Origin of the sequence: Alishewanella jeotgali KCTC 22429 (genome assembly GCF_000245735.1) — a bacterium.
Taxonomy (GTDB): Bacteria; Pseudomonadota; Gammaproteobacteria; order Enterobacterales; family Alteromonadaceae; genus Alishewanella; species Alishewanella jeotgali.
Window position 1 is genome coordinate 13,299 of record NZ_AHTH01000011.1, and the last position, 13,968, is coordinate 27,266.

A 13,968-nucleotide genomic window follows, 5' to 3' on the forward strand; every position below is an offset into this window, starting at 1 on the left:
TTAAACCTCGTCTACCTTGTGACCCTGCAGCGCCAACCGGATCGATTTATCCATCCGCCGCGCCGCAAAATCATCTGTTAATTGATTGGTGTGTTCGATTGCCGCTTTGATTGCCGCGGTATCGCCCTGTTGTTTCAATTCGGCCAGCTGGCGTAATGCATCACGGATGGTCGCCAGTTCATGCTCATTCAGTAAGGCGGCATCGGTCGCCAGCGCGGCACTAACCGCTTCCAGCACCCGCTCCGCTTCGACTTGCTGCTCGCGCAACAAGCGCTGCTGCATATCCTGCCGCGCATACTGCATCGAGCCGCTAATCATCTGCGCCACCTGATCATCGGTCAGGCCATAGGACGGTTTTACCTGAATACTGGCCTGGACGCCGGTTGATTTTTCCATCGCGCTGACGCTAAGCAGCCCATCGGCATCAACCTGAAAAGTAACACGAATATGGGCGCCACCGGCCGGCATCGGCGGAATGCCGCGCAGTTCAAAGCGGGCCAGTGAACGGCAATCTTCGACCAGCTCACGCTCACCCTGTACCACATGGATCGCCATCGCCGTCTGACCATCTTTAAAGGTGGTAAATTCCTGCGCCCGCGCCACCGGGATCACGGTATTACGCGGGATAATTTTTTCGGTCAGGCCACCCATGGTTTCAATACCCAGCGACAGCGGGATCACATCCAGCAGCAGGGTTTCATTATCGGCCTTATTGCCGACCAGCACATTGGCCTGAATGGCCGCACCAATAGCAACCACCTGATCCGGGTCAATTGAGGTTAACGGCTCAGAGCCAAAGAAGCTGGTCACTTGTTGACGTACCAGAGGTACCCGGGTTGAGCCGCCGACCAAGACCACTTTCAATACTTCATCGGCCGTTAAACCAGCATCGCGTAAACTCTGCCGGCAAGCGCGAATGGTTTGCTTAACCAGCGGGCTAATCAAATCTTCAAATTGCTGGCGACTGACACTGCCACTTAGCTGCTGGCCATCAGCACTAAAGCTGTAATCGGTGCTATCACTGTTGGTCAGGCGTTCTTTAATGGCTTTCGCCTGTTGCTGATACTGCCGACGAGCACTGGCCGACAGGTTGGGTTGATCGTGTTGTTGCTGCAACAAGGCTACCAACGCTTGATCAAAGTCATCGCCACCCAGCGCCGAATCACCACCGGTTGCCAGCACTTCAAACACGCCGCGCCGTAAGCGCAAAATCGAAATATCAAAGGTGCCACCGCCTAAATCATAGACAGCGATAATGCCTTCCTGCCCTGAGTCCAGGCCATAAGCCAGCGCTGCAGCTGTTGGCTCGTTTAACAAACGCAGCACATTCAGACCGGCCAGTTTGGCGGCATCTTTGGTAGCCTGGCGCTGGGCATCATCAAAATAGGCCGGCACGGTGATCACCACCCCGTTTAACTCACCACCAAGGGTTTGACTGGCGGTATTGGCCAGGGTCGCCAGAATTTCTGCGGAGACTTCCACCGGGTTTTTCACTCCGGCAGCTGTTTCAATCGCTACCAGGCCGCTTTGTTCAATCAGCTGATAGGGGAGTTTTTCCGTTAGCGCCAGTGTTTCCTGATAGCCTTTACCCATCAGCCGTTTGACCGACACTATGGTATTTTCCGGATCACTGACGGCAGCCGCAACAGCGGCCGAACCGACGACCACCTGCTCGGCGCCATAGCGGACCACGGAAGGTACCATCGCCTCACCCGCCTGATTCAGCAGTACCTTGGCTTCACCACTGCGTACTGTCGCCACCAGTGAATTGGTGGTCCCCAAATCAATACCGGCAGCCAATTTATGTTGATGCGGCGCCGCGCTCTGGCCCGGCTCGGCAATTTGTAATAACGCCATAATGAATTCAGTCTTGTAGTTGCTGTTCGATTAACTCCAGCTCTTGCTGCAGTTTGTAAAAGAATTTTAGCTTGCGAACCAGTTCGGCTGCCAGCTGATCTTGCGCCGCCGTGCCTGAGGCCAACGCCTGATGCAGTGCCCTTAGTAGCGCTTTGCGTTGCTGTTGCAGCTCTTGCTCGATGTCATACAGCGCCTGTTCGGGATCCGCTGCCGTAGCTAACTCGGCTAATTGTTCCCGCAGCTCCATTTGTTGCATTAAAAACGCCGGATCAGTAAAGCTGCGCTGTTCATTACTTAGCTTAATGCCGCGCAGTGCCAGCATATGTTCAGCGCGTAACAACGGGTGTTTCAGGCTATGGTAAGCATCATTAATATTAGCCGTTTGCTGCACAGCGAGCAGCCGGTCCCGCTCGGAACCGGCGGCGTAGTTGTCCGGATGAAAACGCTTCTGCAGCGCCAGATAGCGTGAGCCGAGCTCAGCCAGATCCAGCTCGAACTGCTCGGGCAGATCAAACAACTGAAAATAGTTCATCTTACCTCAGTGCCTGACTTATACCGTGAAGCTTTCGCCGCAACCGCACTCGCCGTTAACATTCGGATTATTGAATTTAAAGCCTTCGTTCAGCCCTTCTTTGACAAAGTCGAGCTGAGTACCATCGATATAGACCAGGCTTTTGCCATCGACCACCAGCTTCAGACCATGATCTTCGAATACCTGATCATCTTCATTCAGCTCATCCACAAATTCCAGTACGTAAGCCAGACCAGAGCAACCGGTGGTTTTAACACCGACCCGCAGCCCGACACCCTTGCCCCGGTTTTGTAAAAAACTGCCGACCCGCTCAGCGGCAGCAGCTGTCATCGAAATTGCCATCTGGCCTTAGCCTCCGCGCTTTTGTTTGTAATCAGCAATAGCGGCTTTAATGGCGTCTTCAGCCAGGATCGAGCAGTGAATTTTTACCGGTGGCAACGCCAGCTCTTGCGCTATGTCGGTATTTTTAATCTGCTGGGCTTCGTCTAGTGTTTTGCCTTTCACCCATTCGGTTACCAGTGAACTGGAGGCAATAGCACTGCCACAACCATAGGTTTTAAACTTGGCATCTTCAATCACGCCCTGTTCGTTAACCTTAATTTGCAGCTTCATTACATCACCGCAAGCGGGTGCGCCGACCATACCGGTGGCAACACTGGGATCGTCTTTAGCGAAAGAACCAACGTTACGTGGGTTTTCGTAGTGATCAATTACTTTGTTACTGTATGCCATGATAATTACCTCTCTGCTGGCGTGCGCTTAGTGAGCGACCCAGGCTACAGTGTTTAAATCAATACCGTCTTTGTACATATCCCACAGCGGCGACATTTCACGCAGCTTGGCGATGGCCTCATGTACAATCTTGATGGTGTGGTCGATCTGCTCTTCAGTAGTAAAACGGCCGATACTAAAACGAATTGAACTATGCGCCAACTCATCTGACAGCCCCAAAGCCCGCAGCACATAAGATGGCTCTAAGCTGGCAGAGGTACAGGCAGAGCCTGAAGACACAGCGATATCTTTTAGCGCCATAATCAGCGACTCACCTTCAACATAGTTAAAGCTGACGTTGGTAATATTCGGTACCCGAGCCTTGGCATCACCGTTTAAAAATACCTGTTCAATATCTTTAATGCCGTTCCACAAGCGGTCACGCAGTGCGGTGATACGCTGCTGCTCAGCGGCCATTTCTTCTTTGGCCAGGCGGAAGGCTTCTCCCATCGCAACGATTTGGTGTGTCGCTAGGGTGCCTGAACGCATACCACGCTCATGACCACCACCATGGGTTTGAGCTTCTAAACGAATACGTGGCTTACGACGCACGAACAAGGCGCCAATGCCTTTGGGACCATAGGTTTTATGGCCGGAAAACGACATCAAATCGACTTTCAGCTGCTGCAGATCAATCGCAACCTTGCCGGTGGCCTGAGCGGCATCAACATGGAAAATAATGCCTTTGCTGCGACATAATTCCCCTATCGCCGCAACATCCTGCACCACGCCAATTTCATTATTGACCATCATAATGCTGATCACAGTGGTATCCGAGCGCATCGCCTGTTCCAGCTTAGTCAGATCAACCAGACCATTGGCTTCGACGTCCAGATAAGTCACGTCAAAGCCGTCACGCTCTAACTGGCGCATAGTATCCAATACGGCTTTATGCTCTGTTTTGACGGTGATCAGGTGTTTGCCTTTTTTATGGTAAAACTCGGCGGCACCTTTAATTGCCAGGTTATTAGACTCGGTCGCGCCTGAGGTGAACACAATTTCACGCGGATCCGCATTTACCAGCTCAGCAATTTGACTGCGGGCAATTTCTACCGCTTCTTCAGCCTGCCAGCCAAAACGATGCGAACGTGACGCCGGGTTACCAAACTGGCCGTCCATGGTCAGGAATTGCATCATTTTCTCCGCAACCCGTGGATCAACCGGGGTGGTCGCAGCATAGTCTAAATAAATGGGTAGCTTCATTCTTGGCTCCGTGTTGCGCTTATAGCTGACAGCTGACTTCAATATCCGTTGCCGGATTCTTAACTTTACGGCTTTGTTGCAAAGCGGTTTGCCGCACTTCTTCCTGATTGACCAGCTCTTCAAGGCTGATATTGGTCAGGAAGTCTTCAATTCGATGGCTCAGATTGCTCCACAAGGTGTGGGTCAGACAGCGGGCACCGCCATGGCAATCTGATTTGCCCTGACAACGGGTGGCATCGACCGACTCATCTACTGCCGCAATGACCGCAGAGACGGAAATCGCCGCCGCCGGCAGACCCAGTTGATAGCCACCACCCGGACCACGCACACTGCTGACTAGACCCTGCTTACGTAAGCGGGCAAATAATTGCTCAAGGTAAGACAAAGAAATACCTTGCCGCTCCGAGATATCAGCCAGGGGTACCGGGCCTTTTACCGCATGTAGTGCCACATCAAGCATGGCGGTAACAGCATAGCGGCCTTTGGAGGTTAAACGCATAGTCAACTCCTGTTGCAGAATGCTGCTATTGTACATTCCTGACTATTTTAGTCAAGTATAAACCTGACTAAAACAGTCAGGTATTAGGCGCTGGCGCTCTCGTCTTCTTTACGCCGCTGTTCAGCGGCGCGTTGCTCTGCCAGCTTAAATTCGGCTTCATCAATCTTCACCTGCGGCAACTCAGAACAGACATTACCCCCTAGCTGATTGACGTTCTGACACAGCTCAGTCACTTTGTTATCCAGAAAATGAATATGATCCAGCAAACTACCGATAGCATTGGCAACCGGATCCGGGTTATCAGCCGAGACCGCATAAGCATCAAAGCCAAATTTTTTCGCCATCTGCTGCCGCTGCGCTGAGGTTTCGGCATCGGCTTTCGCCACGATACGCCCCGGGATGCCAATAACGGTAGCACCGGCCGGCACATCTTTTACCACCACTGCATTCGAGCCGATACGGGCATTTTCGCCAACATATAAAGGCCCCAGTACCTTGGCACCGGCACCAATGACCACCCCTTTCCCCAGGGTTGGATGGCGTTTGCCCGGGCTCCAACTGGTACCGCCCAGTGTCACGCCGTGATACAGGGTGCAGTCATCGCCAATTTCAGCGGTTTCCCCGATCACTACGCCCATACCATGGTCGATAAAAAAACGCCGACCAATCCGCGCGCCGGGATGGATCTCCACCCCGGTTAACCAGCGGCCAATGGTACTTAGCCAGCGGGCCAGCCATTTCCAATTCGCCCGCCATAATTTATGACTCAGACGGTGTAGCCATATGGCATGTAAACCCGGATAGGTGGTTAATACCTCAAAAGTACTGCGCGCCGCCGGATCGCGATCAAATACACTGCGAATATCTTCTTTGATACCGGAAAACATGCCAATTACTCCTTATGAGTAGTCTGATCCACTTTTTCCAAGCGCAACATCGAGGTCAGGATACCGCGCAAAATATTATACTCAGCTTCTTCCGGTCGCGCCCGGGTGAATAACCGACGCAGCTTAGTCATCACCACCCCCGGATGCTGCTTAATAATAAAGCCGGTATGCGTCAGAGCCGTTTCCAGATGCTGAAAGAAGTTTTCCATTTGTAACGAGGTCGGATAGGCAGTATGATCGGGCTCCGCTGTCGACTCGCACGCTGCCAGATACGCCATCCGCACTTCGTAGCAGAAAATTTGTACCGCCATCGCCAGATTTAATGAGCTGTATTCCGGATTGGCCTCAATACAAACGTGGTAATTACAGAGCTGCAATTCTTCGTTGCTCAAACCATTACTTTCGCGGCCAAATACCAGCGCCACCGGTGCGGTCTTAGCTTGCTGCACGGCTTTGATACCGCATTCACGGCTGGATAACATCGGCCAGCTCAGGGTACGGGATCGGGCGCTGCTGCCTATCACCAGCGCACAATCAGCAATGGCTTGTTCCAGAGTGTCATAGGTTTGTGCCGCCGCCAGAATTTCACTGGCACCAGCCGCCAGCGCATAGGCCTGACCATCTGGTGCCGTCTTCGGCGCGACCAGACACAGCTGCGATAAGCCCATGGTTTTCATCGCCCGGGCGACCGAACCAATATTCCCGGTATGCGTCGTACCCACTAATACGACTTTAATCTGATCTAACATAGAGCGACCTGCACTAAAAAGGTCGGCTATTCTAACATAGCCAACAGGGGTTGTAGATTGAAATTTAGCAGTCTAGCCACCCAAACAATCAGAAGCAAGCCATTGCCAAAAGCCGCTGCATTTCGGCGGTTGCTTTGCTAAACTATCGCCACTTTTTGAAGGAGCTGTTGATGTTAACCCAACTGAGCCGAGTTCTGAGTCGCCCTACCCTGCTATTAAGCAGCCTGTTACTGTCATCTGCGGTGGTCGCGACCACCCCAATAGCCAGCCTGGAGCAGGCAGTCAGTAATAATCCGCTGCGGTCTGCCGCCAATATGGCGCGCGATCAATACCGCAACCCGCTACCCACCCTGCAGTTTTTCGACGTTACCCCGCAAGCCACAGTGGTTGAAATCTCCCCCGGTGGCGGCTGGTATACCGAAATTCTGGCGCCGCTGCTCGCGGAGCAAGGGGTGTATTACGCCGCCCACTTTCCGGCCAGCGCCGAGGGCTATGGCCAACGCAGCCGGCAGGCCTTTGTGGAAAAGCTCTCTGCTAACCCGGCCTATAGCAAGGTAAAGCTAACCGAGTTTGCACCACGCCCCGGTATTGAAATTGCCCCAGCGGGCAGTGCCGATGTCGTCCTGACGTTCCGCAATTTACATAACTGGTATATGGCCGGTGGTGAAGAGGCGATGCTAACAGCCTTTGCTCACTTTTACACAGCGTTAAAGCCGGGTGGCGTGCTGGGAATTGTCGAACATCGGTTGCCGGAAACCCAGCTGGATACTGACTGGACCCGCAGTGGCTATATGCCGGAGAGCCTGACTATTAAACTGGCGGAACAAGCTGGCTTTACGCTGGAAGCCCGTAGTGAGATTAATGCTAACCCGAAAGATACTGCCGATCATCCGGGTGGTGTCTGGACTCTGCCCCCAACCCTGCGGCTGGGTGAACAGGATCGTGAAAAATATCTGGCCATCGGTGAAAGTGACCGTATGACCTTAAAGTTTCGGAAACCTGCAACGCCCTGATCATGGGGCGTCCTGACTAAAACGGAAAAACTAATGAAAGTAATGGTAATAGGTGGCGGCGGCCGCGAACATGCTCTGGCCTGGAAAGCGGCACAATCGCCTCTGGTAACTCAGGTGTTCGTGGCGCCGGGTAATGCCGGTACAGCCCTGGAAAGCAATTTGCAGAACGTGGCCATTGCCGCGGATGATGTCGATGCCCTGCTGGCCTTTGCACAGCAAGAGCAGATCGGCCTCACTATTGTTGGGCCGGAAGCACCGCTGGCGAAAGGTGTCGTGGATCAATTCCGTGCTGCCGGCCTGGCGATTTTTGGCCCAACCCGTGCTGCCGCCCAGCTGGAAAGCTCTAAAGCCTTCGCGAAAGACTTTTTAGCACGGCACCGGATCCCAACCGCCGCCTACCAGAACTTTACAGAGATCGAAGCCGCCAAAGACTATGTGCGCCGCCTGGGTACCCCCATTGTAATTAAGGCCGACGGTTTGGCTGCCGGTAAGGGCGTGATTATCGCCCAAACCGAAGCTGAAGCCTTCGCTGCAATCGACGATATGCTCAGTGGTAATAAGTTTGGTGATGCTGGTAGCCGGGTGGTCATTGAAGAATTCCTGACCGGTGAAGAGGCCTCCTTTATCGTGATGGTCGATGGTCAACATGCGCTGGCCTTCGCGTCGTCGCAAGATCACAAGGCCCGTGATAATGCGGACAAAGGCCCGAATACCGGCGGTATGGGTGCCTATTCACCGGCGCCGGTGGTGACAGCTGAAGTGCATGACTGGGTAATGCAACAGGTGATTTATCCGACGGTCCGCGGCATGGCGGCCGAGGGTAATGTGTTTACCGGCTTTCTGTATGCCGGCCTGATGATTGCGCCGGATGGCTCGGCAAAGGTACTGGAATTTAACTGCCGCTTTGGCGATCCGGAAACGCAACCGATTATGCTGCGACTGCAATCCGATTTGGTGGCGCTGTGTCAGGCTGCCGTGGACGGTAAACTGGATCAGATGCAATTGGAGTTCAGTCCACAGGCCGCAGTGGGCGTGGTACTGGCCGCAGGTGGCTATCCGGATACCTATGCCAAAGGTAAGGTGATCGGCGGTCTGGAGCAAGCCGCGCAGTTACCAGGCAAGGTGTTTCACGCCGGTACCGAGCTGAAAGATGGTCAGGTGCTGACTAACGGTGGTCGGGTACTCTGTGCTACTGCGCTGGGTGAGACTGTCACCGCCGCGCAACAAGCCGCCTATACACTGGCTGGTGCGATTAGCTGGGAGCAACTGTATTACCGTACCGACATCGGTTACCGGGCAGTCGCGCGCGAACAGCAAAAATAACCTTTAGCAAAAGTGTAAAAGGTGCTGCGGCACCTTTTTTTATCGGGATTGCAACATGAAAAAATCGTTATGGCTCAGCCTGAGTAGCTTGCTGTTGTTAACGGCCTGCCAGCAGGCACCTGTTAGCTGCGAAGCCGAATCACATAGTATCGCGCAGGTGCAGGGCAGAGGGATAGAAAGCCCGCTACTCGGCCAGCAGGTCAGTATTCAGGGTGTCGTGCTCGGCGTAGTCTATGCTGATGGCCCTATGCCCGGCCTGATGCTGCAAAGTCAGGTACCGGATCAGGACCCGCTGACGGCCGAAGGTATCTTTGTCGCGCTGAATAACGCCGAACAGTACCAGGCCGGCCAGCTGTTAAGTGTGCGCGGCACTGTGGCCGAAGTCGAGCAGCTGACCAGCCTGATCGATGCTGAAGTATTAAGTGACTGTGGCAAGGCCGAGCTGGCGCCGCTGAGTCTGACCCTACCCTTGCCAGCCGAGCTAAGTTGGGAAGCTTACGAGGGGATGTGGCTGCGGATCGAGCAGCCACTGGTAGTGACGGACAGCTATAATCTGGGGCGCTATGGTGAAATTATGCTAGCCGACCAGCGGCTGATGGTACCGACGCAGGTGGTAACACCAGGTGCCGCCGCACAGCAACTGGCCGCAGAAAATGACAGACGCAGTATTTTGCTTGATGACGGCCATTATCAGCAAAATCCGGATCCGCTGCCATACCCGGACACCGGGCTCAGTGCATATAACAGTTTACGGGTCGGCGATCAGGTACTGAATATTGAAGGGATCCTGCACCAGGATGAACGCGGTTACCGCTTGCTACCAACGGCAAAACCCAGCTTTATCACAACTAATCCGAGGCCGGCTGCACCTGACAAAACCGCAGCGGATGAGTTACGCATCGCCAGCTATAACGTGCTGAATTTCTTTACCGGCCATGGCCAGGAAAATGCCTTCCCAACCCGGCGTGGTGCGCGGAATGCAGCAGAGTTAGCGCGCCAGCAAGCCAAGTTGGTGGAAGCCCTGCTGGCACTGGATGCCGATATTATCGGCTTACTGGAGCTGGAGAATAATGGCTATGCCGAGGGCAGTGCCAGCGCGACCTTGCTAGCCGCCTTAAACGCACGCAGCAGCGAGCCTTACCAGCAAGTAGTACTTGCCGACGCACCGGGCAGCGACGATATTAAAGTTGGCCTGTTTTATCGGGCCAGCCGGGTAACAGCAGTGGGTCAGGCGGCCAGCCAAACTGCCGCGCCCTTTACCCGCTTGCATCGGCCACCGGTTGCGCAAAGCTTCCGGCATCACGCATCAGAGCAGGTGGTGACGGTGGCGATTAATCACTTTAAATCAAAAGGCAGCTGTCCGAGAACCGGTAACGCCGATTACGACGCACAGCGCGATCAGGGCGATGGCCAGGCCTGCTGGAATGCCGCCCGGGTTGAGGCAGCAACGGCGCTACATCAGTGGTTAGCGACTACCCCAACCGGGGTGACCACGACATATCAGGTGATTATGGGTGATTTTAATGCCTACCGGCAGGAAGATCCGATCCGCTGGTTTGAACAACAAGGCTGGCAATATCTGGATGATGGTAAGGCGGCGTCCTATTCCTTTGTATTCAGAGGACAAAGCGGTTCACTGGACCACTTGTTAACGACACCGGCGCTGGCAGAAAAGATGGTTGGCTTTACACATTGGCCTATTAATGCCGATGAGCCTGTGTTGCTGGATTACAGCACCCGTTTTAAACCCGCCAGTCAGCGTGAGCAACTGTTTGCGCCAAACCCGTATCGTTCTTCCGACCACGATCCGATTTTGGCGACCTTTCGCTTTTAAAGCCTTGCCAGTGCCAGCAGCATCAAGCTGATGGCACTGGCCATCGATGCCAACCAGATCAGACTACGCAGCGTCGCCCAGTTCAGCCAGTAACAGAGCAGATAGCCGACTCGACAACCAACAAAACTCCAGGCCAACAGTTGCATCAATGGTGTAACCTGCCCGACCGCCAGCACCATCAGCACGGCCACACTAAAGAACGCCAGCGCCTCAAAGCTATTGTAATGCGCCGCAGTACAACGCTGACCGAAACCACTGAGCTGGCTTTGTTGCTGACGCGGATAATGATTGTCGTAGCCACCGGCGCGGTGCATAGCCCAGACCAGAGGCAGCTTTGCCAGATAAGGTAAAATGGCAATCAAAAACAACGGCATTAAGATGCCAGACATGTGAGGTTCTCCTATTAAATTGCGGGTATTACCAGCTTGTACTTAAGCCAGCCATTTCGGATCAACAAAAAGGTGGGTTGCGTAAAGCCCTGCGGATCCGCTAAGGTACTTTTAATTCAGCTTCTGGTAAGTGTTATGTCGCATAAAAATCCTATCATTGCCGTTACCGGCTCCTCTGGCGCTGGCACCACCACCACCAGCAATGCCTTTAAGCATATTTTCCGCACCCTTGGCATTGATGCCGCCTTTGTTGAAGGTGATTGTTTTCATCGTTACAGCCGGCCGGAAATGGATGTCGCGATCCGTAAAGCGAAGGAAGAAGGCCGCTATATCAGCTATTTTGGCCCCGAAGCCAATGACTTTGGCGCCCTGGAAAACTTTTTTGCCAGTTACGCCGAGAATGGCACCGGTCGGATCCGTCACTATTTGCATACCTTTGACGAAGCCGTGCCCTATAACCAGTTGCCCGGCACCTTTACGCCCTGGCAGGACCTGCGGCCAAATACCGATCTGCTGTTTTACGAAGGCTTGCATGGCGCCGCAGTGACGGAACAGCATAATGTCGCCCAGCATGTCGATTTGCTGATTGGGATGGTGCCTATCGTCAATCTGGAGTGGATCCAGAAAATTATCCGCGACACCTCAGAGCGCGGCCATAGCCGCGAGGCGGTGCAGGCCAGTATAGTCCGCAGCATGGAAGACTATTTTAATCATATTACGCCACAGTTCTCGCGCACCCATATTAACTTTCAGCGTGTGCCGACAGTCGATACTTCGAATCCTTTCAGTGCTAAAGATATCCCTTCGCTGGACGAAAGCTTTGTGGTGATCCGCTTTCGCGGTATCAAGCATGTCGACTTTCCCTATTATTTGCAGATGATTGACGGTGCCTTTATGTCACGGGTTAATACGCTGGTGGTGCCCGGCGGCAAGATGGGGCTGGCGATGGAGCTGATCCTGACGCCACTGATTGAAGCGCTGATGCTAAAGCGACGGGAAGCCCGCGGTCAGGGCTCATTATTTAATATCTGAATTTAATATCTGGGCCTACGGGCGGCAAAAACAACACAGCCAGCATAAGGCTGGCTGTGTGACTATCCGGTGTGACGCTTACTTAATTTCCGGCAGGTTACGGCCGTAGAAAATCTCTTTAATTTCGCGGAACACTTTTTTCGAGATCAGTTTCTGCTCTTCCGGCGTCATCGAATCGGTGCCCATACCAAACAGGTAATTGTTTAAATCACCTTCTTTTAACATCATCTTGGTATGAAACAGGTTTTCCTGATAAACGTTAACGTCAATCATCTGGAAAGCTTTCTTCGTATCCTCATCCATAAAATTCTGGATTGAGGTAATCGGGTGGTCGATATAGTGTTTAGTACCACTGACATCACGGGTAAAACCCCGTACCCGGTAGTCGATGGTGACCACGTCGGACTCAAAACTATGGATCAGGAAATTCAGCGCTTTTAACGGCGAAATAATACCGCAGGTCGACACCTCAATGTCAGCACGGAAAGTACAGATACCATCATGCGGGTGCACTTCCGGGTAGGTGTGAACACAGATATGGCTCTTATCCAGATGTGCCACCACCGCATCAGGCCGCGGCCCCGGGTTCTCTGAATTATCAGGGTCAACCAGCACCGGCTCTTCGCTAACCAGGATAGTCACGCTGGCACCTTGTGGATCATAGTCCTGCCGGGCGATATTCAATATATTGGCGCCGATGATATCGACAACTTCAGTCAGAATATCTGTCAGGCGATCCGCATTATACTGCTCATCAATATATTCAATATATTCCTGCCGATGCTGTTCGGTTTTGGCGTAACAGATATCGTACAGACTAAAACTTAAACTTTTGGTCAGGTTATTAAAACCATGCAGTTTCAGTTTTTCAAAAGGCTTAACCAATTTCTTTGCTCTCCGCTAACGACGCACCAGACGCCGCAGTTAACTTTCAGCCTGACCTTGCAGTCATCCTAATCATTCAGCCTGTTTCACACTGAACGAATGCGTTACCTTGACACTCTGTGCCAGCATAATCGAAACTGAGCAGTACTTTTCCGCCGACAGATTAACCGCCCGCTCTACCTGCTTTTCGCTTAAGTCGGTGCCGGTGACCACAAAATGCAAATGCAGCTTGGTGAACACCTTAGGCACTGTCTCTGCGCGCTCCGCAGACAATTGCACCTCGCAGTGCCGGACCTGTTGCCGCGCTTTTTGCAGAATACCCACCACATCAACCGAGGAGCAGGCACCGGCCGACATCAGTAGCATTTCCATTGGCGTGGGCGCGGTATTGCTGTCGCGATCGGCATCAAAAACCACAGCGTGGCCGCTGCCTGAACGCCCCAGAAAGGTCAGATTATTCACCCAGCTTACGGTAGCTTCCATCAGACTGTCTCAGCTCAAAAATAAGGCTCAGTATTCTACGGAAAACTCGGTTAAGTCGCCAGCAAAATTATCAGCCGCACCGGGGCTGAGTGGTCAGATTTAAAGCAGCTTGAGCTTTGCAGGGGGCTGTTGCCGCGCTTAACGCGCCCTAATCAAACAGGGCGGCAATGGCGTTATCAAACAGATTTTTAATTAGCAGGGCAATTTCGTTAATCAGATCTTGCTGGTCCTGTGTCGCAGGCTTATCCAGCACGGAAGACAGGATCTCCTGAAAATCATACATAATGCCATCGACCTCACGGATAATCAGGGAGCGGTGGTTGGTTTCCAGTTCGGTGTGTTGGGTACAGAGGGTAATGATTTGTTCTGCAATCTTCTCTTCCAATAGTACACCAATCGTTTTATTGGCCGGCGCAGCAGGACCTGTCGCAGTAAACAACGACAGATGTTCCGTTAAGAACTGGATCAGGTGTTCATAACCGGGTTTATCAATAACCATAGCCTACCTGTG

16 protein-coding genes are annotated in these 13,968 nt (G+C 53.0%); 4 read left to right on the forward strand and 12 right to left on the reverse strand.

From position 1 onward, the window contains the following. The 8 genes from hscA to trmJ all read right to left on the reverse strand — a co-directional run bounded on the left by hscA (nucleotide 1) and on the right by trmJ (nucleotide 6,498). On the reverse strand, nucleotides 1-1,857 hold the full coding sequence (gene hscA, locus AJE_RS05620) for a Fe-S protein assembly chaperone HscA (RefSeq protein ID WP_008950044.1): 1,857 nt from the start codon (nucleotides 1,855-1,857) through the stop codon (nucleotides 1-3). Between the two features lie 7 nt (nucleotides 1,858-1,864). After that, on the reverse strand, nucleotides 1,865-2,389 hold the full coding sequence (gene hscB, locus AJE_RS05625; protein WP_008950045.1) for a co-chaperone HscB: 525 nt from the start codon (nucleotides 2,387-2,389) through the stop codon (nucleotides 1,865-1,867). A gap of 18 nt (nucleotides 2,390-2,407) precedes the next feature. Continuing rightward, nucleotides 2,408-2,731, reverse strand: a complete 324-nt coding sequence (iscA, locus tag AJE_RS05630; RefSeq protein WP_008608980.1) for an iron-sulfur cluster assembly protein IscA — start codon at nucleotides 2,729-2,731, stop codon at nucleotides 2,408-2,410. Between the two features lie 6 nt (nucleotides 2,732-2,737). Continuing rightward, entirely contained in the window at nucleotides 2,738-3,121 is a 384-nt protein-coding gene (gene iscU, locus AJE_RS05635) for a Fe-S cluster assembly scaffold IscU (RefSeq protein ID WP_008608981.1), read from the reverse strand. A 27-nt stretch (nucleotides 3,122-3,148) separates the two neighbouring features. Beyond that, a complete protein-coding gene (locus AJE_RS05640; RefSeq protein ID WP_008950046.1) occupies nucleotides 3,149-4,363 on the reverse strand; it encodes an IscS subfamily cysteine desulfurase in 1,215 nt (404 codons plus the stop codon). A 19-nt stretch (nucleotides 4,364-4,382) separates the two neighbouring features. Next, nucleotides 4,383-4,862, reverse strand: a complete 480-nt coding sequence (gene iscR / locus AJE_RS05645) for a Fe-S cluster assembly transcriptional regulator IscR (protein ID WP_008608983.1) — start codon at nucleotides 4,860-4,862, stop codon at nucleotides 4,383-4,385. Nucleotides 4,863-4,945: 83 nt separating this feature from the next. Beyond that, complete coding sequence (gene cysE / locus AJE_RS05650; protein WP_008950047.1) at nucleotides 4,946-5,749, reverse strand: serine O-acetyltransferase; 804 nt, start codon at nucleotides 5,747-5,749, stop codon at nucleotides 4,946-4,948. Between the two features lie 5 nt (nucleotides 5,750-5,754). Continuing rightward, nucleotides 5,755-6,498, reverse strand: a complete 744-nt coding sequence (gene trmJ / locus AJE_RS05655; protein WP_008608986.1) for a tRNA (cytosine(32)/uridine(32)-2'-O)-methyltransferase TrmJ — start codon at nucleotides 6,496-6,498, stop codon at nucleotides 5,755-5,757. Between the two features lie 170 nt (nucleotides 6,499-6,668). On the opposite strand from trmJ, the gene AJE_RS05660 reads away from it, so the two are divergent. The 3 genes from AJE_RS05660 to AJE_RS05670 are packed head-to-tail and all read left to right on the forward strand — an operon-like array spanning nucleotide 6,669 to nucleotide 10,668. Next, nucleotides 6,669-7,511: a class I SAM-dependent methyltransferase gene (locus tag AJE_RS05660; protein WP_008950048.1), complete on the forward strand. Its 843-nt coding sequence runs from the start codon at nucleotides 6,669-6,671 to the stop codon at nucleotides 7,509-7,511. Between the two features lie 33 nt (nucleotides 7,512-7,544). Beyond that, the gene (gene purD, locus AJE_RS05665; protein ID WP_008950049.1) at nucleotides 7,545-8,834 is read left to right on the forward strand and encodes a phosphoribosylamine--glycine ligase; all 1,290 of its coding nucleotides are present in this window, start codon (nucleotides 7,545-7,547) and stop codon (nucleotides 8,832-8,834) included. A gap of 55 nt (nucleotides 8,835-8,889) precedes the next feature. Then, entirely contained in the window at nucleotides 8,890-10,668 is a 1,779-nt protein-coding gene (locus AJE_RS05670; protein WP_008950050.1) for an ExeM/NucH family extracellular endonuclease, read from the forward strand. Here the strand turns inward: AJE_RS05670 and AJE_RS05675 are convergent. Beyond that, nucleotides 10,665-11,057, reverse strand: coding sequence for an MAPEG family protein (locus AJE_RS05675; protein ID WP_008608990.1), 393 nt, complete (start codon nucleotides 11,055-11,057; stop codon nucleotides 10,665-10,667). The two genes, AJE_RS05670 and AJE_RS05675, sit on opposite strands and share 4 nt — an antisense overlap. Nucleotides 11,058-11,192: 135 nt before the next feature. Between AJE_RS05675 and AJE_RS05680 the strand changes: the two genes are divergently transcribed. Next, the gene (locus AJE_RS05680; protein ID WP_008950051.1) at nucleotides 11,193-12,089 is read left to right on the forward strand and encodes a phosphoribulokinase; all 897 of its coding nucleotides are present in this window, start codon (nucleotides 11,193-11,195) and stop codon (nucleotides 12,087-12,089) included. 78 nt (nucleotides 12,090-12,167) lie between these two features. Here the strand turns inward: AJE_RS05680 and speD are convergent, their stop codons facing one another. The 3 genes from speD to AJE_RS05695 form a co-directional block, all read right to left on the reverse strand. Continuing rightward, nucleotides 12,168-12,974: an adenosylmethionine decarboxylase gene (gene speD, locus AJE_RS05685; RefSeq protein ID WP_008608992.1), complete on the reverse strand. Its 807-nt coding sequence runs from the start codon at nucleotides 12,972-12,974 to the stop codon at nucleotides 12,168-12,170. 72 nt (nucleotides 12,975-13,046) lie between these two features. Continuing rightward, nucleotides 13,047-13,457, reverse strand: a complete 411-nt coding sequence (locus tag AJE_RS05690) for an OsmC family protein (protein WP_008950052.1) — start codon at nucleotides 13,455-13,457, stop codon at nucleotides 13,047-13,049. A gap of 148 nt (nucleotides 13,458-13,605) precedes the next feature. Continuing rightward, complete coding sequence (locus AJE_RS05695) at nucleotides 13,606-13,956, reverse strand: DUF3802 family protein (protein WP_008608994.1); 351 nt, start codon at nucleotides 13,954-13,956, stop codon at nucleotides 13,606-13,608. Nucleotides 13,957-13,968: the final 12 nt, after the last annotated feature.